This window comes from Polaribacter sp. M10, from assembly GCF_054968445.1.
In genome coordinates this window covers 18,478-42,034 of the sequence record NZ_JBSSBG010000022.1, presented here as the reverse complement: position 1 = coordinate 42,034, position 23,557 = coordinate 18,478, and the positions used below count along the sequence as shown (strand labels likewise).

12 protein-coding genes are annotated in these 23,557 nt (G+C 32.9%); all 12 read left to right on the top strand.

Annotated elements, in window-relative coordinates; genetic code table 11:
* Window positions 1-143 precede the first annotated feature (143 nt).
* The 12 genes from ACWYN7_RS15325 to ACWYN7_RS15270 all read left to right on the top strand — a co-directional run bounded on the left by ACWYN7_RS15325 (window position 144) and on the right by ACWYN7_RS15270 (window position 23,401).
* Entirely contained in the window at window positions 144-3,146 is a 3,003-nt protein-coding gene (locus tag ACWYN7_RS15325; protein ID WP_462860849.1) for a SusC/RagA family TonB-linked outer membrane protein, read from the top strand.
* A 10-nt stretch (window positions 3,147-3,156) separates the two neighbouring features.
* The gene (locus tag ACWYN7_RS15320) at window positions 3,157-4,641 is read left to right on the top strand and encodes a RagB/SusD family nutrient uptake outer membrane protein (protein WP_462860848.1); all 1,485 of its coding nucleotides are present in this window, start codon (window positions 3,157-3,159) and stop codon (window positions 4,639-4,641) included.
* Between the two features lie 11 nt (window positions 4,642-4,652).
* A complete protein-coding gene (locus tag ACWYN7_RS15315) occupies window positions 4,653-6,701 on the top strand; it encodes a hypothetical protein (protein WP_462860847.1) in 2,049 nt (682 codons plus the stop codon).
* Between the two features lie 10 nt (window positions 6,702-6,711).
* Window positions 6,712-8,382, top strand: coding sequence for a family 16 glycosylhydrolase (locus ACWYN7_RS15310; protein WP_462860846.1), 1,671 nt, complete (start codon window positions 6,712-6,714; stop codon window positions 8,380-8,382).
* Between the two features lie 98 nt (window positions 8,383-8,480).
* Window positions 8,481-9,761 (top strand): glycoside hydrolase family 2 TIM barrel-domain containing protein, encoded by a 1,281-nt coding sequence (locus tag ACWYN7_RS15305; protein WP_462860845.1) that lies wholly within the window; start codon window positions 8,481-8,483, stop codon window positions 9,759-9,761.
* 60 nt (window positions 9,762-9,821) lie between these two features.
* Window positions 9,822-13,277 (top strand): hypothetical protein, encoded by a 3,456-nt coding sequence (locus ACWYN7_RS15300; protein ID WP_462860844.1) that lies wholly within the window; start codon window positions 9,822-9,824, stop codon window positions 13,275-13,277.
* Window positions 13,278-13,321: 44 nt separating this feature from the next.
* Window positions 13,322-15,100: a glycoside hydrolase family 3 protein gene (locus ACWYN7_RS15295; protein WP_462860843.1), complete on the top strand. Its 1,779-nt coding sequence runs from the start codon at window positions 13,322-13,324 to the stop codon at window positions 15,098-15,100.
* Window positions 15,097-16,386, top strand: a complete 1,290-nt coding sequence (locus ACWYN7_RS15290; protein ID WP_462860842.1) for a glycosyl hydrolase family 17 protein — start codon at window positions 15,097-15,099, stop codon at window positions 16,384-16,386. Before ACWYN7_RS15295 ends, ACWYN7_RS15290 begins: the two co-directional genes overlap by 4 nt.
* 6 nt (window positions 16,387-16,392) lie before the next feature.
* Complete coding sequence (locus tag ACWYN7_RS15285; protein ID WP_462860841.1) at window positions 16,393-17,889, top strand: glycoside hydrolase family 30 protein; 1,497 nt, start codon at window positions 16,393-16,395, stop codon at window positions 17,887-17,889.
* Window positions 17,890-17,912: 23 nt separating this feature from the next.
* Window positions 17,913-19,343 (top strand): MFS transporter, encoded by a 1,431-nt coding sequence (locus ACWYN7_RS15280; RefSeq protein ID WP_462860840.1) that lies wholly within the window; start codon window positions 17,913-17,915, stop codon window positions 19,341-19,343.
* Window positions 19,344-19,363: 20 nt separating this feature from the next.
* Entirely contained in the window at window positions 19,364-20,272 is a 909-nt protein-coding gene (locus tag ACWYN7_RS15275) for a glycoside hydrolase family 17 protein (RefSeq protein ID WP_462860839.1), read from the top strand.
* A gap of 339 nt (window positions 20,273-20,611) precedes the next feature.
* Window positions 20,612-23,401, top strand: coding sequence for a T9SS type A sorting domain-containing protein (locus ACWYN7_RS15270; RefSeq protein ID WP_462860838.1), 2,790 nt, complete (start codon window positions 20,612-20,614; stop codon window positions 23,399-23,401).
* Window positions 23,402-23,557: the final 156 nt, after the last annotated feature.

The window sequence follows — 23,557 nt, the reverse complement described above, 5'->3', positions numbered from 1 at the left end:
ACCATAGAGAATCCTTGCCTATATTGGGGTTTATGCATTATTTACCTAGGTTTTTTATGATGTATGTTTTTTGTTGTGGTTAATTTTATGAATTAACTAAAATTTAACTTTAATTTTATAACAAACTATAAATATATTAATTGATGAGAAAAAAAGTCATATTGTTACTCCTTCTACTGGTGGTATTTTGTGTAAACGCACAAACTATTAATGTAAAGGGTGTTGTAAAAGATGCTAAATCTGGTGATCTATTACCGGGAGTTAGTATAATAATTAAAGGAACAACTATTGGTACTGAAACTGATTTTGATGGGCAATATAGTTTATCGAATGTAAATGAAGGTGCTGTTTTAATCTTTAGTTACTTGGGTTTTGCCCAAAAAGAGGTAACCGTAAATCAACAAGAAATTAATGTTTCATTAGAAGAGTCAGCAGAAGCTTTAGATGAAATTGTAGTGGTTGGTTATGGTAAACAAAAGAGAAAGGACGTTACTGGTTCTGTTTCTATTGTTGGAGAAGAAACTTTAGAGGTTTTAAAACCTATAGATGCTACAACAGCATTACAAGGTACAACTTCTGGTGTAGCAGTTAACCTTTCTTCTGGTGCTCCAGGAGCAAAAGTTAATATATTAATTAGGGGGGTAAGTTCTAATACAAACAACCAGCCTTTAACTATTGTAGATGGTTATGAGGGTGATTTAAATAGTATTAACCCAAATGATATTGAGTCTATTACTGTACTTAAAGATGCACAAGCAGCTATTTATGGTATAAAAGGTGCAAATGGTGTGGTTTTAGTAACTACTAAAATTGGTAGTAAAAACAAAAAAGCTACTGTTAAGTACGATTCTTATGCAGCAATTCAGCAAACTACAAAAAGGCTAGATTATTTAAATGCAACAGAATATGCTTTGGTGTTAAACGAAGCTTATGCAGCAAGTGGGCAATCATTACCTTTTACTAATGTAAGTCAATTAGGTACTGGTACAGATTGGCAAGACCAATTGTTTAACAACGCTATTTTAATGAATCATAACATCAGCTTGTCTGGTGGTGGAGAAAATGTAAAGTATTTTGTAAGTGCTTCACGTACAGAACAAGATGGTATTATTGCTAAAGAAAAATCAAACTTTGTTAGAAATAATATCAAATTAAACTTAGGTGTAGATATTAGTAAAAAACTGAATTTCTCTTTAATAGCAAACTATTATACAAGTGCTTCTCAAGGCTTTGATGGTTCTTTATTGTTTAACGGATTAAATTATGCGCCTACTTTTGGAGTAGATCAAGATGATACCAATAACTTTTTAGGTATAGAGGTAGTAAATCCTTTGTCATTATTAAGCAATACTTATGGCGAAAATAATGGAAATGGAATTGAAGGGAACTTTAAGTTACAATACAAGCCTATAGAAGGTTTAGATGTGGTTTCTAGAGTTGGTTATAAAATCTTTAACGAAAAGCAAAGATCTTTTACGCCAATTCAAAATTATGGTTCTAGTAAAGTATACAACAAAACACAAAGTTCAGTGTATCAGTTTAAAGCAACATCTACAAGAGTGCTTTGGGAAACTTTTGCAACCTACACAAAATCTTTTGATGAAAAACACAACACAAGCTTTACTTTAGGTACAAGTGTACAAAACGATTTGTTTGATGGTATTTATGCAACAGGTTTCGATGTTCCTAATAATTCTTACGATTTTGCAGACATCAGCTTAACCAATTCTCAAAGCGAACAAAGAAGTATCAACACCGGTAATAGCGATGTTAGATTAACATCATACTTTGGTAGAGTTCAATACGATTATAAAGGTAAATACTTATTCTCTGGTTTAATTAGACGAGATGGAGCATCTGTCTTTGCAGAAGATCAAAGAGTAGATAATTTCTGGTCTGTTACAACAGGTTGGAAAATGTCTGATGAAAATTTCTTAAAAGACAGCAAAACAATCTCTTTCTTAAAACTAAGAGCAAGTTATGGTACACTAGGTAATTTAGTGGGTGATAACTTATACAGATCTTTATTAAATGGAGAAGGAACTTATGTTTTTGATGGTTCTTTGGTAGATGGTACAGCGCAAGGAGGCTTGCCAAATCCGCTAGCAACTTGGGAAACAGCAGAAAAATTAGACATTGGTTTAGATATTAATTTATTTGATGATAAATTATCTTTTGTTGCAGATTATTTCGTAGAAACAAGAAAAGATTTATTAATTCAAAACTTTCCAGTTTCTGGTTTATTGGGTTCAGGTGCAGCAGGTGGTGCAAACCCAACTGTTAATGCAGGTACTTCTAAAAATACAGGAGCAGAATTGGCTATTAATTATAAAGCAATTTCATCAGATGATCTTACTTTAAATTTTGGCTATAATGTTACCTATGTAAAAAACAATGTAACTGACGTTTTAGACGATGCTTTTGTAGAGGGTGGAGGATTTGCTATTGGTAATTTAGCACCATCAAGAATGGAAGTTGGGCAACCAATTGGTTATTTCTACGGATTAGTAACAGATGGTATTTTTCAAACTCAGGCAGAAGTAGATGCTCATCCTTCTCAATCTGGTTTAGGTGCTTCTAGTACATCTCCAGGAGATATCAGGTATAAAGACACCAATAATGATGGAGTTGTAGATTTTGATGATAGAGTAAATATTGGTAACCCACAAGCCGATTTTTATATGGGCTTTAACATCTCAGCAACCTATAAAAATTGGGATTTTACTACCTATTTATATGCAGAACTTGGTAAAGATATGGTTAGAAATTTCGAACGTTTTTTACCAAATGTTAACAAACCTGCTTACTATTTAGATAGATGGACAGGCCCTGGAACAAGCAATTCTGTACCAAGACTTACAAACGATGCAACGAACAATAAGTTGTTCTCAGATTTCTTTGTAGAAGATGCTTCTTTTTTACGTTTGCAAAACATCCAATTAGGATACAATTTTGCTCCGGAGTTATTAGAAAAAGTGGGTTTATCTAAAGTTAGATTATATACTTCTATTAATAATTTATTCACAATAACAGAGTATACAGGTTTCGATCCATCTATAAATGGTGGTGCAATAGGTGCTGGTATTGATTCAGGGAATTACCCATCAGCAAGACAGTTCTTATTAGGTTTAAATGTTACATTTTAAAAAATAAAAGATGAGAAATTACAACAATAAAATAAAATTAGGAATCATCTTTATAGCCAGCTTATTCATTTTAAGCGCATGTGCAGATGAGTACTTAGACAATTCTAAAATTTACGCAGAAGATTCTGAATCTTTTTTTAATTCAGAAACAGATTACTACAATGCATTAGTAGCTGCTTACGATCCTTTACAGTATACATTTATCAATGTATTAATGGGCGAAATTGCATCTAACAACACACTTTGTGGTGGAGAGAGCGCAACAGACGTTCCTGGTTATCAACAAATTGATGATATGACGCATACACCTGTTAATGCACAACTTCAAAATCTTTGGAGCTGGATGTTTGGTGGTGTAAATAGAGCAGCATATATTATAGAATTTCAAGATAAAACAGATTTTACAGGCAAAGAAGCTATCATTGCAGAAGCACGTTTTTTAAGAGCTTATTACAATTTTGAGTTGGTAAAATGGTTTGGCGATATTCCAATAAAACCAGAAGGCCGTTTTGTTTTGGGTGATGAAAAAACAATTCCAAGATCTCCAAAAGCTGAAGTTTATGCTTTAATAGAAGAAGATTTACAATATGCAGTTGCAAACTTAACGTATACAGCACCTCAAACAGGTAGAGCTACAAAAGGTTCTGCACAAGCTTTATTAGGTAAAGTGTATTTATTTCAAGATAAATTCGAAGAATCTGCTGCAGTTTTAGATAACTTAATTCAAAGCGGAACTTACGTTTTAGAGTCTGATTACAATCAAATTTTTGAATTTGCTGGTGAAAACGGATCAGGTTCAGTTTTTGAAGTACAATACACAGATATAGAAGGTGCAGGTTTCGATTGTTTACAGTGTAGTGAAGGTAATGTAGCTGTAGGTTTTCAAGGTGTAAGAGGCTATGATGGAGATTTATTTACTTCTGGCTTTAGCTTTAATGTGCCAACTCAAGAAGTAGTAGACGAGTTCGAAGCTGGCGATAATCGTAAAGATGTTGCTATTTTAGATATCGAGGCTTGGGCTGCTTCAACTGGTGCTTCTTATACAACAGGTTATGAACATACAGGATATTTTAACAGAAAATACTTGCCAAGAAAAAGAAGCGATGAGGCTGCAGGAGATTTAAACTTAACAAATCCGAACAATTACAGAGCTATTCGTTATGCAGATGTTTTATTAATGGCTGCAGAAGCACATAATAGAAAATCTGCTCCAGATGATGCAACAGCAAAAACTTACCTAAATATGGTAAGAGAAAGAGCTTTTGGTAATTCAGATAATAACATTACTACAACTGGTACTAACTTAACTGCTGCAATTTATAAAGAAAGAAGAGTAGAATTAGTAGGTGAAGGACATCACTTTTTCGATTTAGTTAGAACAGGAAGAGGTGCACAAATACCAGGTTTTACTGCAGGTAAAAATGAGGTATTCCCTATTCCTATAGAAGAAATACAGTTTTCTCAAGGAAATTGGTCGCAAAATGATAATTATTAATTTTTAGAAGTATGAAAAAACTGAAAACAATATACAAAGCATTAATTATGTTATTAATAATTAATGCATGTACAGAAGATGATAGAAGTTTAGACTTCTTAAATAATATTGCAGCACCAACTAATGTGGCTGCAGTGTATAGTGTAACTCAAGATAATTCTGGTTTGGTAACCATTACACCAACTGCAGATGGGGCTGTCTCTTTCGATATTACGTTTGGAGATGACACTACAGATCCTGTAAGCATAGAAGCTGGTGATTATGTGCAACACACCTATTTAGAAGGTACATATCAAGTTACAATAGTTGCAAACAATATTAATGGCGATGCTACAACAGCAACGCAAGAATTGGTAGTATCATTCCAAGCACCACAAAATTTAGAGGTAACTTTAGAAAATGATAGCTCTAAATCTAAGCAAGTTAATGTTACAGCAACAGCAGAATTTGCAACTACGTTCGAGTTTTATTCTGGAGAAACTGGTGTAGATCAGCCAGTAGCAACTGCAAATATAGGCGAGGCTATTGCATATCAATACGCAACTGCAGGTACTTATGCTGTAAAAGTTGTTGCCAAAGGTGCTGCAGCAGAAACAGCAGAATTTACAACAGATTTCGAAGTAACAGAAATTTTAGCACCAACAAATGCCGCAATTACACCTCCAAGTAGGGCTGCTGCAGATGTAGTTTCAATTTTTAGTGATGCTTATACAAATGTTACTTTAAACGAATTACCAACAGATTGGTCTTTAACAAATTTCGAAGCAACAACAATTAATGGTAATAATGTGTGGTTGTTAACAAACCTAGACTTTTTAGGTATGGTAACCAATTATGATGCTGGTATAGATGTTTCAGCTATGGAAAAATTACATATTGATTATTGGGTGCCAGATGGGGTAGAGAACGAGCTAATTGTTAAAATTGTAAACACTGTAGATGGTGGAGAAGATGTAGAATCTTTAGGAGCAACAGTTGGTGGTTCTTGGCAAAGTATAGATTTAGATATGACCGGTTTTGATGGTGGAAATCTTGCGAACAAGAATAAAATTACTCAGATTTTAATTGATGCAGTAGATACAGAAGGAGTGGTTTATATAGATAACTTTTATTTCTATAAACAAAGTGCTACGCCAGTTTCTGGAGTAACACCAATAACTTTTGAAACGGATTATGAATTAAGTTCTTTTGATGGTGGTGGTGCTTCTGTAGCAGCAAATCCAGATACAAATGGTAATACATCATCTTCAGTTTTAGAATTGGTAAAAAATGCGGGTCAGCCTTGGGCAGGATCTAAAATTACAATTCCTACTACATTCGATGTTTCTAATACAACAGTAACCGCAAAAGTATGGTCGCCAAGAGCAGGTTTAAATTTATTATTAAAATTTGAAGATGCTACACCTTGGCCAAATACAGTTGCATCCGCAGAAATTACAGCAACAACAACAGGTGCAAACGCTTGGGAAGAATTAACATTCGATTTTTCTGGAATAAGTACTTCTGTAGATTTTAATAATCTAGTTTTAATTATGGATAATGGTACAGAAGGCGATGGTTCTGCTAATTATACCATTTATGTAGATGATATTTCTTCTTCACCTATGTTAGATTTTGAACCAGATTTTGAACTAAGTTCTTTTGATGGTGGTGCAATTTCTGTAGTAGCTAATCCAGATACTAATGGCAATACTTCTGCAATGGTTGCAGAATTGGTAAAAAATGCAGGACAGCCTTGGGCAGGTTCTAAAATTACAGTGCCTTCTCCATTTACTTTTGCAAACGGAACAAGTGTAAAAGTTAAGGTTTGGTCGCCAAGAGCAGGTTTAAATTTATTATTAAAATTTGAAGATGCTACACCTTGGCCAAATACAATTGCATCTGCAGAAATTACGGCAACTACAACCACAGCTAATGCTTGGGAAGAGTTAACATTCGATTTTTCTGGAATAAGTACAGCAATAGATTTTACAAACTTAGTTTTAATTATGGATAATGGTACAGAGGGCGATGGTTCTGCTAATTACACCATTTACCTAGATGATATATCACAATTTTAAAATATAAAATATGAAAAAACTTAAAAAAATATATATAGTTCTATTTTCTATGTTGATGGTCCTTTTTGGCTGTCAAGAAGATAACTATAAATTCGGTGAAATTGTAACACCAACAAATATTGTAATTACCGCAGAAATTGTTGGTCAAGATACGAGTAATCCAGATTTAGAATATGGAGATGGTAGTGGTTCTGTAAACTTTACAGCTGTTGCAGATAATGCATCATCGTACGTGTTTTATTTTGATGGAGTTGCAGAAAAATCTCCATCAGGTCAGTTAACAAAAAGGTTTTCTAAAGTTGGTGTAAATACATATACAGTTGTTGTAAAAGCAAATGGTACAGGTGGTTTATCATCAACAGAAACCATAGAAGTAGAGGTTTTTAGTTCTTTTACAGATGAAGAAGCAGAAAACTTTTTAAGTGGTGCAAATATTGGCGATAGCAAAAAATGGTATTGGCAAGCAGACAAAGATGTACACGTTGGTTTAGGGCCGGTTACTGATGATTATGGAAATGGAGAATTTGCATATGAGGCTTGGTGGAATGGAATTAAAGCTTGGGATGAAGAAAAAAGCTGTATGTACGACAACGAGTTTGTCTTTACAAGAACTGCAAACGGAATTACTTTTGAACAAACTGTTGGACCAGCTTTTATCCCTGGTGCTTATGCAGATGTGTTAGGTGTTGCTGGAGATCAATGTTATGACGAGTCTGTAGCTACTTCTATGTTTGGTGTTAAAAATGTTTCTTTTGGGCCATCAACATCAAAAGCAGCAACAGAGGGTTCATATAACAACGAGCCTTATAGAGGCACAAGTTTCGAAATCTCTGAAGGTGGTTTTATGGGTTGGTTCGTTGGTTCTAGTACTTATGATATCATCTCAATTTCTAACGATGAGTTAATTGTAAGAATTATTCAAGAAGGAGATGGTTTTGCTTGGTATCATAAATTTACATCAACAAAACCTGAAAAAGGTGCAAGTTATACCTATAACAACCTTGTTTGGGAAGACGATTTTAATACAGATGGCGCACCAGATACTGCTAACTGGACCTACGATTTAGGTGCTGGTGGCTGGGGTAATGGTGAATTACAAACCTATACAGACAACGCAGAAAATGTTAAAGTAGAAGGCGGTTCATTAATTATTACAGCTAAAGCTGATGGTAGTGGAGGGTATACTTCTGCTCGATTAAAATCGCAAGGATTACGCAAATTTACTTATGGTAGAGTAGAAGTTAGTGCAAAATTACCTGCAGCACAAGGTACTTGGCCTGCAATTTGGATGTTGGGTTCTAATTTTCCTGATGTTGGTTGGCCTAAATCTGGTGAAATAGATATTATGGAGCAAACAGGTGATGATAAAGGTACTACATTAGCTACTTGTCATTGGTTTGATGAAGCAAGTCAATCTAAAGCAGACTATGGTACAACAACTTCTATAGCAAATGCAGATTCAGAGTTTCATTTATACACGTTAGAATGGACAGACGCTGCAATTAAAATTTATGTAGATGATGTTCCTTTTTACGAATTAACAAATAACGCAGATTTACCTTTTAATTCAGATTTCTTTTTAATTCTTAACGTAGCAATGGGTGGTACTCTTGGTGGTACTGTAGATGCTGGGTTTACAGAAGATACAATGGAAATAGATTACGTAAAAGTTTATCAATAATATTATATTTTAATTGGTTTAAATAAGGTCAGTTTATATTGGCTGGCCTTATTTTTTTATTCTCAATTTGATTTTAAAATTGTTAAAATTTAAAATTTATGAAAACTCTTTGTATAGCATTATGTAGCATTTTGCTAACCTTAAGTTCTTGCGCTCAAAAAGATCAGGTTGCTGTAGTTAGCAATAAAAATGGCGTAAAACTAATGGTTAACGGAAAAGATTTTTTTATAAATGGTATCAATTGGGATTACTTTCCAATAGGAAAAAATTTTGAATACAGCCTCTGGAATCAATCAGAAGAATTCATAGAAAAAGCATTGGAATCAGAAATGAGTTTATTGCAAAAAATGGGCGTAAATACAATCCGTGTGTATTCAGGTATCCCACCAAAATGGATTACGCATATCTATAAAAACTACGGAATTTACACCATGTTAAATCACTCGTTTGGTAGATATGGCAACACAGTAAATAACCAATGGATTCCGGTTACCGATTACAGAAACCCAGAAACTCAAAAAGGGTTATTATCAGAAGTTACTCATATGGCTAAGGCTTATAAAGATACTCCAGGATTACTTTTATTTCTTTTAGGGAATGAGAATAATTATGGACTTTTTTGGGCAGGCTCAGAAACAGAAGACTTTCCTGATGATGAAAATCAAAAAAGAGAAATGGGCGAAAAAAGAGGAAGACCTATGTATAAACTCTTTAATGAAGCTGCTAAATTGATGAAAGAAATTGATAAAAATCATCCTGTTGCAGTTTGTAATGGCGATTTATTATTTGCAGACATGTTTGCAGACGAATGCAAAGATGTAGACATTTTTGGCACAAATATGTATAGAGGTAAATCTTTTGGTGATGCTTTTATAAGAGTAAAAAACGAAATTAATAAACCTATTCTTTTTACAGAATTTGGTGCAGATGCATTTAATGCAAAAACCAATGCAGAAGATCAGAAAATGCAAGCTTATTTTATGATCGAAAATTGGAAAGAAATTTATGTAAACGCAGCAAATTTAGGTGAAGCTAATAATTCAATTGGCGGATTTACATTTCAATTTAGTGATGGTTGGTGGAAATATGGGCAAACTAAAAACCTAGAAATTCACGACAATAATGCATCGTGGTCTAGTGCAGGTTATTATTTCGATTTTACTGAGGGTAGTAAAAATATGAACGAAGAATGGTTTGGAATCTGTGCAAAAGAAACTCCAGATCAAGACGGTTTTTATGCGTTAAAGCCAAGAGTGGCGTATTATGCAATTCAAGAAATACATCAACTAAATCCTTATAAAAAAGGATTAACAAAAGAGTTTATATCAAACTATTTTAAAAATATTCAGGCAAAACATACTGGTTTAAGTAAAGAGTAAAAACAAATATTGATAGCCTAAAAGTTATCAACAGAAAAAATCAATATAATAAAGAAAAAAATGAGCAAAACTGTTTCTTACAAAGACAATGTAAACTCGAATTCTAATACAGCTATTACAGGAGAGTTGGTAACTTTAGAAAACGAATCTTACTATAAAATATCAAATAGCCATACAATGCGTCCTTTTTTTATGACCATTGTTTCAGACTCAAATCACTGGATGTTTATTTCTAGTAATGGAGGTTTAACAGCCGGAAGAAAAAATGCAGAATACGCAATTTTTCCATATTACACAGACGATAAAATTACAGAACTTGCAGAAACTACGGGTTGTAAAACAATTTTTAGAATTGCTAAAAATGATACAACTGTGTTATGGGAACCTTTTTCTGAAAGACAAGCTGGTTTGTATCACATCACCAGAAATGTTTACAAAAATGAATATGGAAACAAGGTGATTTTCGAAGAAATTAACCACGATTTAAACCTAACGTTTAAATATCAATGGAACTCTTCTGACCAATTTGGATTTGTAAGAAAAGCAAGTTTAATCAATAATACTGATGAAAATCTGGATATTTCTATTTTAGACGGATTTCAAGACATCATTCCTTATGGTGTAGGTTCAGACATACAAGGTATTCGAAGTAATTTGGTTGATGCCTATAAAAAGTGCGAATTAGAGGCAGAAGTTGGATTAGGTATTTATGCTTTAAGTGCAATTATTGTAGATAAAGCAGAACCAAGTGAAGCCTTAAAAGCCAATTTAGTGTGGTCTTTAGGTTTAGAAAATCCAAAGTATTTATTATCCTCTTTACAAGTAAATAATTTTAGAAGAGGGTTACAACTTCAGCAAGAAGAAGATATAAAAGCAGAAAAAGGTGCATACCTTATTAATGCTGATGTTACTTTGGCTGCTAATCAAGAAAAACAATGGTTGCAAGTTGCTAATGTAAATCAAACAGTTGCAGATGTTACTCGTATTTCTGAGTTGATAAAAACCAATGATAATTTAGAGGAACTATTGCAAAACAATATTGAAGAAGGTACAAAAAACTTAATCAATTTAGTTGCTGCTTCTGATGGTTTACAACTTTCTAACGATCCATTAATTAATACAAGACATTTTTCTAACACCCTTTTTAATATTATGAGAGGTGGTATTTTTGATGACAATTATACCATAGAAAAAGACGATTTTACCACCTATTTATCTAAGGCTAACAAGCCATTATTTGCGGCTAAAAAAGAGTCACTAAAAAGTTTACCCGAAAAATTTTCGCTAACCTTTATTAAAAATTTGGCTGAAAACGATGCTGATAAAGATTTTAAACGTTTGTGTTTAGAGTATTTACCATTAAAATTTAGTAGAAGACATGGAGATCCAAGTAGACCTTGGAACAAGTTTTCAATCAATACAAAAAGTGAAATTGACGGATCTAAAATTTTAGATTACGAAGGGAATTGGAGAGATATTTTTCAAAACTGGGAAACCCTAGCACATGCATATCCTCAGTTTATAGAAAGTATGATTCACAAGTTTTTAAACGCCACTACTTTCGAAGGATATAATCCTTATAGAGTAACCAAAGACGGTTTCGATTGGGAAGTTATCGAAGAACACGATCCTTGGTCTTACATTGGTTATTGGGGAGATCACCAGATCATTTACTTACTAAAATTCTTAGAGTTTATAGAAAAACATTATCCATCTAAATTAGCATCACTATTTAACGAAGACATTTTTGTGTACGCAAATGTACCATACATTATAAAATCGTACGCAGATATTTTAAAGAACCCAAAAGATACTATTGATTTTGATTATCAATTAAATGCAGAAATTGATAAAAAAAGAGCAGAAATTGGTGCAGATGGTGCTTTAATTACAGATAAAAACAACAAGGTTCATAAGGTTAATTTAATCGAAAAACTTTTGGTTACAGTTTTGGCTAAAGTCTCAAACTTTATTCCAGAAGGGGGTATTTGGTTAAATACACAAAGACCAGAATGGAATGACGCCAACAACGCTTTAGTGGGTAATGGAGTGTCTATGGTTACCTTAAATTACCTAAGAAGATTTATTAATTTCTTTGAAGGAATTGTCGCAAATGCAGAAGTAAACGAAGTTCAAATTTCTAGTGAAGTGGCTATTTTATTTGAAGAGATTGTAGAAACTTTAGAAAATAATGAGGCTATTTTATCTAGAAAAGTTACAGACAAAGAAAGAAAAACAGTGTTAGATGGCTTAGGAAGACCTGCAAGCGATTATAGAACCATTGTTTATAAAATCGGATTTTCATCAAACAAAACCACAATTTCAAAAAAGGCATTAGCACACTTTTTAGAAATTACCAAAAGTTATTTAGAGCATAGTATTAGAGCAAACAAACGTGCAGATAATATGTACCATGCTTACAATTTAATGACTATCAAAAATAATGAAGAGGTTTCTATTTCGTACTTGTCAGAAATGTTAGAAGGGCAAGTTGCAGCCTTAAGTTCGGGGTATTTATCACCAGAAGAAGCTTTGGCTTTATTAGATGGTTTAAAAGCTTCTGCATTATTTAGACCAGATCAATACAGTTATATTTTATATCCAAATAAAGAGTTGCCAAGGTTTACACAAAAAAATAATATTGGTGCAGCACAAGTGGCAAGCTCTAAATTATTACAGCAATTAATTGCTGATGGCAATACCACAATTGTAGAAAAAGATGTTTTAGGAAACTATCATTTTAACGGAAACTTCAACAATGCAAATAGTGTAAAAGCTGCTTTATCAAATTTACCTGAAAATTACGCAAGCTTAATTTCTGAAGATTCAGAAACAGTTTTATCCATATTCGAAGCCATTTTCGATCATAAATCATTTACAGGTCGTTCAGGAACTTTCTTTGGTTACGAAGGTTTAGGTTCTATTTATTGGCATATGGTTTCTAAGCTGTTATTAGCAGTTCAAGAAAACTGTTTGTTGGCGGTAAAACTTGGTGAAAGCGAAAAGGTAATTGGTAGATTATTAGATCACTATTACGAAATAAATGCAGGTATTGGTGTACACAAATCACCAGAATTGTATGGCGCTTTTCCAACAGATGCCTATTCTCATACGCCAGCAACTAAAGGAGCACAACAACCAGGAATGACAGGTCAAGTAAAAGAAGATTTGCTAAGTAGATTTGGCGAATTGGGTGTGTTTGTGCAAGAAGGTAAAGTTGGTTTTAATCCAAGGTTATTAAAAACTTCTGAGTTTTTAAAAGAGGCAAAAACGTTTACATATAGAAATGTAAATAGCGAAAAAGCTACATTACAGGTGGCCGAAAATCAGTTGGCATTTACCTATTGTCAAGTACCAATTATTTACAGTTTATCTGATAAAAATGCAATTGAAGTTGTTTTTAATGATGATAAAAAAGTTGGCTTTGATGGCTTGATGTTAGACAAAGAAACAAGTACAAAAATGTTCGATAGAACTAATGAAATCAATCATATAAAAGTTTCTATAGTTAAATAATTTTGATGAAAATCAGGCCATATACATATCTAATTTGTTGCGCTTTGTTACTAGGTTTTTCCTGTAATAAAGAAGTAATAATTAATGATGAAGAAATTATAGAGCAAAAGGTAGATTCTCTTTTAAAGTTAATGACATTAGAAGAGAAAATAGGCCAAATGTCGCAAATAAGACATTTTGATACAGCTGCTGATTCGCTTATAATTTCTAATTATATAGGCTCTATTATTCATACAGAAGGTTCAAATCCTGGTAAAACTGCTTTAGCGTGGCAAAACCGATTTATAGCACTTCAAAAGAAAGCTTTAAGTACAAGATTAGCTATCCCCTTATTAATTGCTGTAGACGCTGTTCATGGGCAAAACACCTATAATGGCGCTACAGTTTTTCCGCATAATGTGGGTTTAGGAGCTACACAAAACGAACAATTAATAGAACAAATAGCAAAAATAACGGCTTTAGAAAGTCAGGCAACAGGCTTTAACTGGGTGTTTTCGCCTTGTGTTGCAATTCCTTTTAACGAAAAATGGGGACGCGTTTACGAAGCTTTTTCAGAAAGCACAACCTTAACAGAAAAGTTGACAAAAGCAGCCATAAAAGGATTGCAAGCTGATTTAAAAGATGAAGAAACGGTTTTAGCAACCGCCAAACATTTTATTGGTGATGGCGCAACCGATTTTGGAATAGAAGGTGGTAATACATCTTTAACTGCACAACAAATAGAACGTTTTTTATTGCCACCTTACAAAACAGCTGTAAAAGAAAATGTTGGTGCTGTTATGGCTTCTTTTAATACAGTTTCTGATGTTTCTATGCATGCGCACAAAGCATTAATTACAGATACTTTAAAAATCGGAATGAAATTTAAAGGGATTGTAGTTTCTGATTGGCAAGGCTATTCTAGGTTTGGTAAAAACGATATTATAAATGCAGGTGTAGATATGGTTATGGCTGTAAATGGTAATCTACAAGGATATCAAAAAGGATTAAAAGAAGGTGTAGAAAACAAATCGGTTTCTATACAAAGAATAGACGATGCTGTTAAAAGAATTTTACGACAAAAATTTAGATTGGGTTTGTTTAAAAATCCTTTTCCAGATACAACTTTAGTACATGTTGTCGGAAAAAAAGAACACAGAGAAATTGCAAAACAAGCTGTAAGAGAGTCTTTAGTGTTACTAAAGAATAAAGACAAAGTGCTGCCAATATCAAAAGCTACTAAGAAAATTGTGGTGGTTGGTGAGCACGCAAATTCTGCGGGTTTACAATCTGGAGGTTGGACCATCAATTGGCAAGGAATTAAAGAAAATTATAAAGGAGCAACCACAATTTTAGACGGGATAAAAAATCAAACTAAAGCCCAAGTTGTGTACGATTCTCTAGCTACAAAAAATCATTTTGATGCAGATGTTGCCATCATCGTTGTTGGAGAAACACCTTACGCAGAATTTTTTGGAGACATTGGCCATGAGTCTAATCAATTAGCTTTAACGCTTACAGCAGCACATCAACAATACATAAAAACTTACCAAGAACAAGGTGTAAAAACGGTTGTGGTTTTAGTGTCTGGTAGACCTTTGGTGGTTACCAATCAAATACAAAAATCAGATGCTTTTGTTGCAGCTTGGTTGCCAGGTTCTGAAGGAGAAGGCATTGCAGAAGTGCTTTTTGGAGATTATAATTTTTCAGGAAAATTACCACATTCTTGGCCAAAATCTGAAGAAGATTTTAAACATAAATATGGTCCTAATTTTTGGGATAAAACAATTGAACCTTTATTTCCTTTCGGATTTGGATTAACCTACGAAACACACAATAAATGAAATCAAAATATAAAATAATAGTACTCCTTTTTGGCTGTATGATTGGTTTTGGGTGTAATTCTAAAAATCAAGATAAAAAAGAAGTAAAGCAAGTAATTAAGAATACAATGACTGCAAAAGACATATTAGGCAACCCAGATTATTTAGCAATATCTTATGGTGGGTATAGAGAAAAATCTAGAGAAGACAATCAACCTACAATACCACAATTAAAAGAAGATTTAAAGTTGATGCATGCTATGGGAATTCGAATTATTAGAACCTATAATGTGCAACCTAAATTGCCTCATGCTGCCAATGTTTTAGAAGCCATTCATCAATTAAAACAAGAAGATTCCAGTTTCGAAATGTACGTAATGTTAGGAGCTTGGATAGATTGTTTAAATGCTTGGACAGATTTAGCACCAAATCACAATGTAGAAAGCGAACAAAACAAAGGAGAAATAGATAGAGCTGTGGCTTTGGCTAATAAATATCCAGATATCGTAAAAATTATTGCAGTTGGTAACGAAGCTATGGTACGTTGGGCAACAAGTTATTATGTGCAACCAAGTGTTATTTTAAAATATGTAAACTATTTACAAAACCTAAAAAAGCAAGGTAAATTAGATAAAGATTTATGGATTACAAGTTCAGATGATTTTGCTTCTTGGGGTGGTGGAGACCCAACTTACAGAGTAAAAGATTTAGAAGATTTAATACAGGCAGTAGATTATGTTTCTATGCATACTTACGCATATCATAACTCACATTACAATCCACAGTTTTGGAAAGTACCAGAAAATGAACAACAATTATCAGACGTAGAAAAAATTGATAGTGCCATGTTGCGTGCATTAGAATTTGCAAAAATGCAATACAAAAATGTTTCAGACTATGTAAAAAGTATAGACCCTACCAAAACCATTCATATTGGCGAAACTGGTTGGGCAACAGTTTCTAGTGGTCATTATGGAGTTAATGGTTCTAGAGCAACAGACGAATATAAGCAAGGTTTGTATTACAAACATTTAAGAAAATGGACGAAAAAAGCAGGAATTTCTTGCTTTTATTTCGAAGCTTTTGATGAGCAATGGAAAGATGCACAAAATCCTTTAGGATCAGAAAATCATTTTGGTTTATTCACTTTAAAAGGTGAAGCTAAATATCCGATTTGGGACTTAGTAGATGAGGGAGTTTTTAAAGGTTTACAAAGAGCAGGCAAGCCAATTATTAAAACGTTTAACGGTAATAAAGATGAATTAATGCAATCGGTTTTAGTTCCAAATACAGAATACCAAAGATAAATAATCATGAAAAAGATATCTTATTTTTTCTATACACTAGTATCGTTTATGATTTTAAGCTGTCAACCTAAACAAGAACAATTAAGGGTAGAGGTTTACGAAACTTCTGCAAGTGGAAATAGTTTAACAAAATTGGTCAATTTTTCTTCGGATGAAAATCAGAACGAAACCATAAAAGTAAAGCTATTAACAGCACAAAAAAGACAGACAATTACAGGTTTTGGAGGTGCTTTTACAGAAGCTTCAGCATATTTGTTAAATCGTTTAAGTAAAGAAAAAAGAGACACTATAATTCAGGCTTATTTTTCTACTGAAGGGGCAAATTATTCATTGACAAGAACACACATGAATTCTTGCGATTTTTCAATTTCTCAATATTCTTATTCGCCTGTGGCTGATGATGTAAATCTAGAACATTTTTCTATTAAAGAAGATAAAGACGATTTAATTCCGATGATAAAAGATGCCATGAAAGTATCTACAGATGGATTTAAAATTTTTGCTTCTCCTTGGACAGCTGCTCCTTGGATGAAAGATAATAACAAATGGGTAGGTGGTAAATTACTGTCAAAATATTATGATACTTGGGCATTGTTTTTCTCTAAATATGTAGATGCTTACAAAGCAGAAGGTATAGATATTTGGGGGTTTACTGTAGAAAATGAACCTTTAGGAAATGGCAATAATTGGGAAAGTATGCATTATACACCTGATGAAATGACCAATTTTGTGCAAAATCATTTAGGGCCAAAATTAGAAGCAGATGGTCATCAAGTAAAAATTTTAGGATACGATCAAAATAGAGAGCATTTAAAAGAATGGATAGATTCTCAATACAAAAACGAAGCAACTTCTAAATTTTTTGATGGTACAGCCATTCATTGGTATGCAAGTACCTATGAAATTTTTCCTGAAGAGTTGCAATACGCACACAAAAAAGCACCAAATAAATATTTAATTCAAACAGAAGCTTGTGTAGATTCTCAAGTTCCTGTTTGGCAAGATGATGCTTGGTATTGGCAAAAAGAAGCTACAGATTGGGGTTGGGATTGGGCTCCTGAAAAAGACAAATACCTGCATCCTAAATACGCTCCTGTTAATAGATATGCCAGAGATATTATTGGTTGTTTAAATAATTATGTTGATGGTTGGGTAGATTGGAATATGGTTTTAGACACCAAAGGTGGGCCAAATTGGTTTAAGAATTGGTGTGTTGCTCCTGTAATTGTTAATCCAGAAACAGATGAGGTTTATTTTACGCCTTTGTATTATACAATGGCACATTTTAGCAAATTTATTAGACCAGAAGCCAAAGTTATTGAACTAGAAAATACAGATAAAGATTTACTGATTACAGCTGCAGAAAATCTTGATGGAACAATAGCTGTAGTTGTTTTTAATGAAAAAGAAACTCCAAAAAGTATACAGCTTTCTGTAAACGATAAAAGCGTACAGATAGATATACAAGGTAAGGCAATTCAAACAATTGTAGTTAAAAATTAAGTCGAATTAAAATCAACATAAAGATGTCAAATACAATAACGCGAAGTAAAAAAGTGGCTATGGGTCAAAAAATTGCATTTGGAATTGGTATGTTCGCTAACCAAATGTTTCCTGCCATTTTAGGTATTTTTATGGTAGTTTTAGTCCAAGATTTAGGTTTTCCTGGTTGGATGTGGTCTTTAATTTATTTTTTTCCAAGAATATTCGATTCTTTAACTGATCCTATTATGGGGTTTATTTCTGATAATACAAAATCTAAATGGGGAAGACGTAGACAATATGTTTTAATTGGCGGTATTATTATGGGAATTGCTTACATTTTTATGTGGCAACTTTTTAAAGAAAATTCCCTACAGTTCAATTTTTGGTATTTTTTCTTATGGTCTATAGTTTTTTATTTAGGACTCACATTTTTTAGTGTGCCTTATGTAGCTATGGGTTATGAAATGAGCGATGATTTTCATGAACGCACTAGTATTATGGCTATTTCACAATGGATTGGTCAATGGGCTTGGGTTATTGCACCTTGGTTTTGGGTAATTATGTACGATCCAGAATGGTTTCCATCAGCAGAAGTAGCAGTAAGAGAATTGTCTATCTGGGTAGCAATACCTTGTGCAATTTGTGCTATTGTACCTGCAATATTTATCAAGAGCGAATCTACTTTAGATAAAAATTACGAACCCTTAAATACAGCAAACATTGGTAATAGTTTAGTAAAGATTTATGATAGCTTTAAAGAAGCTTTTAAAATAAAGGTATTTAGAAAATTATGTGGAGCCACTTTTTTAATTTACAATGCATTTAATACAGTTGCTGCTTTAACTTTTTTTGTAATTGTTTACAAGTTATTTAATGGTGATGCTGGTAAAAGTGGAATTTGGGTTTCTTTATTTGGATGCTTAGGTGCTCTTGGAACTACATTTTTAGTGATACCAATAGTTACTAAAATGTCTAAAATTTGGGGTAAGAAAAAAGCTTTTTTAGTAGCCCAAGGTATTTCAATCATCGGTTATATTATGCTTTGGTTTTTATTTGTACCAGGCAAACCTTGGATGTACATTATAGCACTACCGTTCTTTTCTTTCGGAATTGGAAGTTTATTTACAATTATGATGTCTATGACAGCAGATGTAATTGATATAGATGAACTAAATACAGGACTAAGAAGAGAAGGAATATTTGGTGCTATTTATTGGTGGATGGTAAAAGTAGGTTTTGCTATAGCTGGTGCTCTAAGTGGAGCTATTATTGCTATTGTTGGTTTTACACCAGATATACCAGCAGTAGAACAGCCCTCTGCTGTAAATGGTTTGCATTTTTTCTTCTGTTTTTTCCCGGTTATAGGTACACTTTTAGCAATGTATATTATGAAAGATTATGATATTGATGAGAAAAAAGCTAGCGAAATAAGATTAGAACTAGAAAAAAGAAAAAACACTAAAGCAGAATAATTTAGTCAATCAAAATACAAATGTCGTATAGAAAAGAGTATAAAACCAGTTTAAAATATAGACCTACGCCAGACAATTTAGGGGTAGATTTTAGTATTTATTCTTTAGAAGATTTAAAAAATCTTTGGAGAGAAACTTTAGAAAACGGAATGCATGGCATCTGTTTTAGTATGTACGAAGATGGTCAGAAACCAGGAGATGTAATTACCAAAAAGCAAGTAGAACGTAGAATTAAAATTCTAAAACCACATACAAAATGGATTCGTTCTTTTTCTTGTATAGAAGGTAATGAGCACATACCTCAAATTGCAAAAAAACACAAATTAAAAACTTTAGTTGGTGCTTGGTTGGGTGATGATTTCGATAAAAATGAAGAAGAAATTGAGGGTTTAATCCAATTAGCAAAAAAAGGTTTGGTTGATATTGCTGCTGTTGGTAATGAGGTTTTGTATCGAAAAGAATTAACAGAAACTCAATTATTATCTTATATCAATAGAGTAAAAAAGGCAATTCCTAATGTAAAAGTGGGTTATGTAGATGCTTATTATGAGTTTTCAGAAAGACCAAAAATAACAGAAGCTTGCGATGTTATTTTAGCAAATTGTTATCCTTATTGGGAAGGGTGTAATTTAGAAAGTTCTTTAGAATATATGCAGCAAATGTACAGCCAAGCAAAATTAGCTGCCAAAGGTAAAAAAGTTATTATTACAGAAACAGGTTGGCCTAGTCAAGGTGGTAATTTAAAAGGAGCCATTGCAGGTTCTTGTAATGCTATGAAATACTTTATCAATGCGCAAGTTTGGGCAGAAGTAGAAGATATCGAAATGTTTTACTTCTCTTCTTTTGATGAATCTTGGAAAATAGGTGCAGAAGGAGATGTTGGTGCCTTTTGGGGGTTGTGGGATAAAAATGAGAAATTAAAATTTTAATTCAGATCAATAATTGTTTGTTAGTTTTAAATAATTTCAAACACTAAAGGCTCTATAAATCAATTTTATAGAGCTTTTTTTTGTCTATTACATCTGCAAATTCACAGTATATTTTATTCGCTCTTTTTTACCTATACATTACCTATACAAATAGAAAGTGCAGTCAAAATTCAAATAATAATCCAAAGAAATAAATTCTTGTAAAACCCTTTATTTGTGAGGAATTCGCAATTTTAATGTTATTATTTTGTAGATGTATATTTTTTGTAGTGGTGTTATTGTTAAATTGTTAAAATCTTATTAGTAACATTGATACATATTAATTATAAACTATAAACAATGAAAAAAATTACTTTACTAGTCATTTTTATGATTACATCTTTAGGGTTTTCTCAACAACAAGAATACCTTTTCGATTTTGAAGCAGATGAACCAGATGGTATTGCTTCTAATTGGCTTACTTTCGATAATCAACCAGCAGCTGCAGAAATTGTAGACAATCCAGATTTAGACGGAGTTAATGCAACAGCTTCTAAAGTTTTAAAAGTAGTTATGGGGCCAGGTAATGCTTTTTATGCTGGTGTTAATAATGGTTGGGAACAATCAGCTTTTGGTACTTGGAAAATAGATATGGCAGTTCCATCAAATTTAACATTAAGTATGGATGTTAATAAAAACTATGTGGGTACTGTTGGTATAAAAATGGGAACGAATACAGGAGGTACATCATTTCAAATTACAGATCAAAATGTAGGTAATACAGTGGTAGATGAGTGGCAAACGTTAACTTTCGATCTTTCTGGAATTAACCCAAATGGAGATTTAACAAATATTTCTCAAATGGTAATTTTTGTAGATTGGACACAAGATATGCCAGATAGAGCAGAAGGAAGCACTATTTATATTGATAACGTTAAATTTAACGCAGAAAAATTAACTGATGCACCTGCAGCACCTGTAGCTGGTTCAGCTTCTTTGCCTTTAGATTTTGAAAGCGCAACAACTTGGGTAGATTTTGATGGTGGTGCAGTAACAACAGAAACAAATCCTCATAATAATGGTGATAACAGTTCTGCTAACGTTGGTAAAATGGTTAAAAATGCGGGTCAAACTTGGGGAGGTAGTTCAATTACAATGGCTTCAGGTATGGATTTTGCAAACAACGATACTTTTACAATGAAAGTTTATTCGCCTAGAGTAGGTGCAAAAGTGTTATTAAAAGTAGAAAATTCTGCAGATAGTGGAACTGCTTTCGAAAAAGAGGTAGAAACTACAGTAGCAAATGCTTGGGAAACCTTAACGTTTGATTATACAGCAATCAGTAAAACCAGTGTGTTCGACAAACTAGTTTTAATTTTTGATAATGGAACTGAAGGTGATGGTTCTGCAAATTATACATTCTATATAGATGATATTGCATTGTCTTCTTCTGGTGTTGTAGTACCAACAGTTGCTTTACCTGTAGATTTTGAAAGCGCAACAACTTGGGTGGATTTTGATGGTGGTGCAGTAACTACAGAAACAAACCCACATAATAATGGTGATAATAGTTCTGCTAATGTTGGTAAAATGGTTAAAAGTGTTGGGCAAACATGGGGAGGTAGTTCACTTCTTTTAAGTTCAGGTATGGATTTTGCAAACAACGATATTTTTACCATGAAAGTATATTCTCCTAGAGCAGGAGCTAAGGTTTTATTAAAAGTAGAAAATTCTGGAAATGCTGGTACATTTTTCGAAAAAGAAGTAGAAACTACAGTTGCAAACGCATGGGAAACATTAACCTTTGATTATGCAGCAATTAGCAAAACAAATATTTATGATAAGTTAGTTATCATTTTTGATAATGGAACTATGGGTGATGCTTCTGCTAACTTTACATTTTATATAGATGATATTACGTTAACAACTACAGGTGTTACAGTACCAACTGTTAACTTACCATTAGATTTCGAAAGTGCTACAACTTGGGGAGATTTTGATGGTGGAGTAGTAACCACAGAAACTAATCCTCATAATAATGGAGATAATAGTTCTGCTAATGTTGGTAAAATGGTAAAAAATGCAGGTCAAACTTGGGGAGGTAGTTCTATTGTTTTAGGTGCTGCAATGGATTTTGCAAACAACGACACTTTTACAATGAAAGTATATTCACCAAGAGTAGGTGCTAAAGTGTTATTAAAAGTAGAAGATTCTGGAAATGGAGCAACATTTTTCGAAAAAGAAGTAGAAACTACAGTAGCAAATGCTTGGGAAACGTTAACGTTTGATTATGCTGCAATTAGTAAAACTAATACCTATGATAAGTTAGTCATCATTTTTGATAATGGAACAATGGGAGATGGTTCTGCCAACTTTACATTTTATATAGATGATATTGCTTTGTCTTCTTCTGGTGCAGTTGTACCAACTGTTAATTTACCTTTAGATTTTGAAAGCGCTACAACTTGGGGAGATTTTGATGGTGGAGCAGTAAGTACAGAATCAAATCCACATAGCAATGCAAATAATAGTTCTGCAAATGTTGGTAAAATGGTAAAGCATGCAGGTCAAGTTTGGGGTGGTAGTTCTATTATTATGGGTGCTGCAATGGATTTTGCCAACAACGATACTTTTTCAATGAAAGTATTTTCGCCAAGAGTAGGCGCAAAAGTGTTGTTAAAAGTAGAAGATTCAGGAAATGGAGCAACATTTTTCGAAAAAGAAGTAGCAACTACTGTAGCAAACGAATGGGAAACCTTAACTTTTGATTATGCTGCTATTAATTCAGCAAATTCTTATGACAAGTTAGTGATCATTTTTGATAACGGAATTATGGGTGATGGTTCTGCAGATTTTACATTTTATATGGATGATATTATGCTATTTAATGCTGCAACTGCAAGTGTTTTAGATAATGATTTATTAAGTGTAAAAATGTATCCAAATCCAACCGTAAATACCTTAACTATTTCTGCAGCAGAAAATATTAAAACCGCTCAAATATTTAATGTTTTAGGTAAAAAAGTGATGAGTTTAAACATTAATAAAACTAGCGAATCTATAGATGTTTCTAATTTAGCTTCTGGTATTTATTTAATTAGATATAATATTAATAATGCTACTGGTACAGCTAAGTTTATAAAACAATAATAAAATAATGAGTATCGTAAAAAGAACCGAGCATTGTGCTCGGTTTTTTTTGTTTAGACCTTTTATGTGGTGAACATAATATTTGTAGCGAATGTCTTATTTTCTAAATTATCTTACAATACAGAAGAAAAATTAGATTTTCTGGTTAAAATATAA

Coding starts and splice junctions, on each gene's coding strand:
- ACWYN7_RS15325 (WP_462860849.1), top strand. CDS start 144: ATGAGAAAAAAAGTCATATTGTTACTCCTTCTACTGGTGGTATTTTGT.
- ACWYN7_RS15320 (WP_462860848.1), top strand. CDS start 3,157: ATGAGAAATTACAACAATAAAATAAAATTAGGAATCATCTTTATAGCC.
- ACWYN7_RS15315 (WP_462860847.1), top strand. CDS start 4,653: ATGAAAAAACTGAAAACAATATACAAAGCATTAATTATGTTATTAATA.
- ACWYN7_RS15310 (WP_462860846.1), top strand. CDS start 6,712: ATGAAAAAACTTAAAAAAATATATATAGTTCTATTTTCTATGTTGATG.
- ACWYN7_RS15305 (WP_462860845.1), top strand. CDS start 8,481: ATGAAAACTCTTTGTATAGCATTATGTAGCATTTTGCTAACCTTAAGT.
- ACWYN7_RS15300 (WP_462860844.1), top strand. CDS start 9,822: ATGAGCAAAACTGTTTCTTACAAAGACAATGTAAACTCGAATTCTAAT.
- ACWYN7_RS15290 (WP_462860842.1), top strand. CDS start 15,097: ATGAAATCAAAATATAAAATAATAGTACTCCTTTTTGGCTGTATGATT.
- ACWYN7_RS15285 (WP_462860841.1), top strand. CDS start 16,393: ATGAAAAAGATATCTTATTTTTTCTATACACTAGTATCGTTTATGATT.
- ACWYN7_RS15280 (WP_462860840.1), top strand. CDS start 17,913: ATGTCAAATACAATAACGCGAAGTAAAAAAGTGGCTATGGGTCAAAAA.
- ACWYN7_RS15275 (WP_462860839.1), top strand. CDS start 19,364: ATGTCGTATAGAAAAGAGTATAAAACCAGTTTAAAATATAGACCTACG.
- ACWYN7_RS15270 (WP_462860838.1), top strand. CDS start 20,612: ATGAAAAAAATTACTTTACTAGTCATTTTTATGATTACATCTTTAGGG.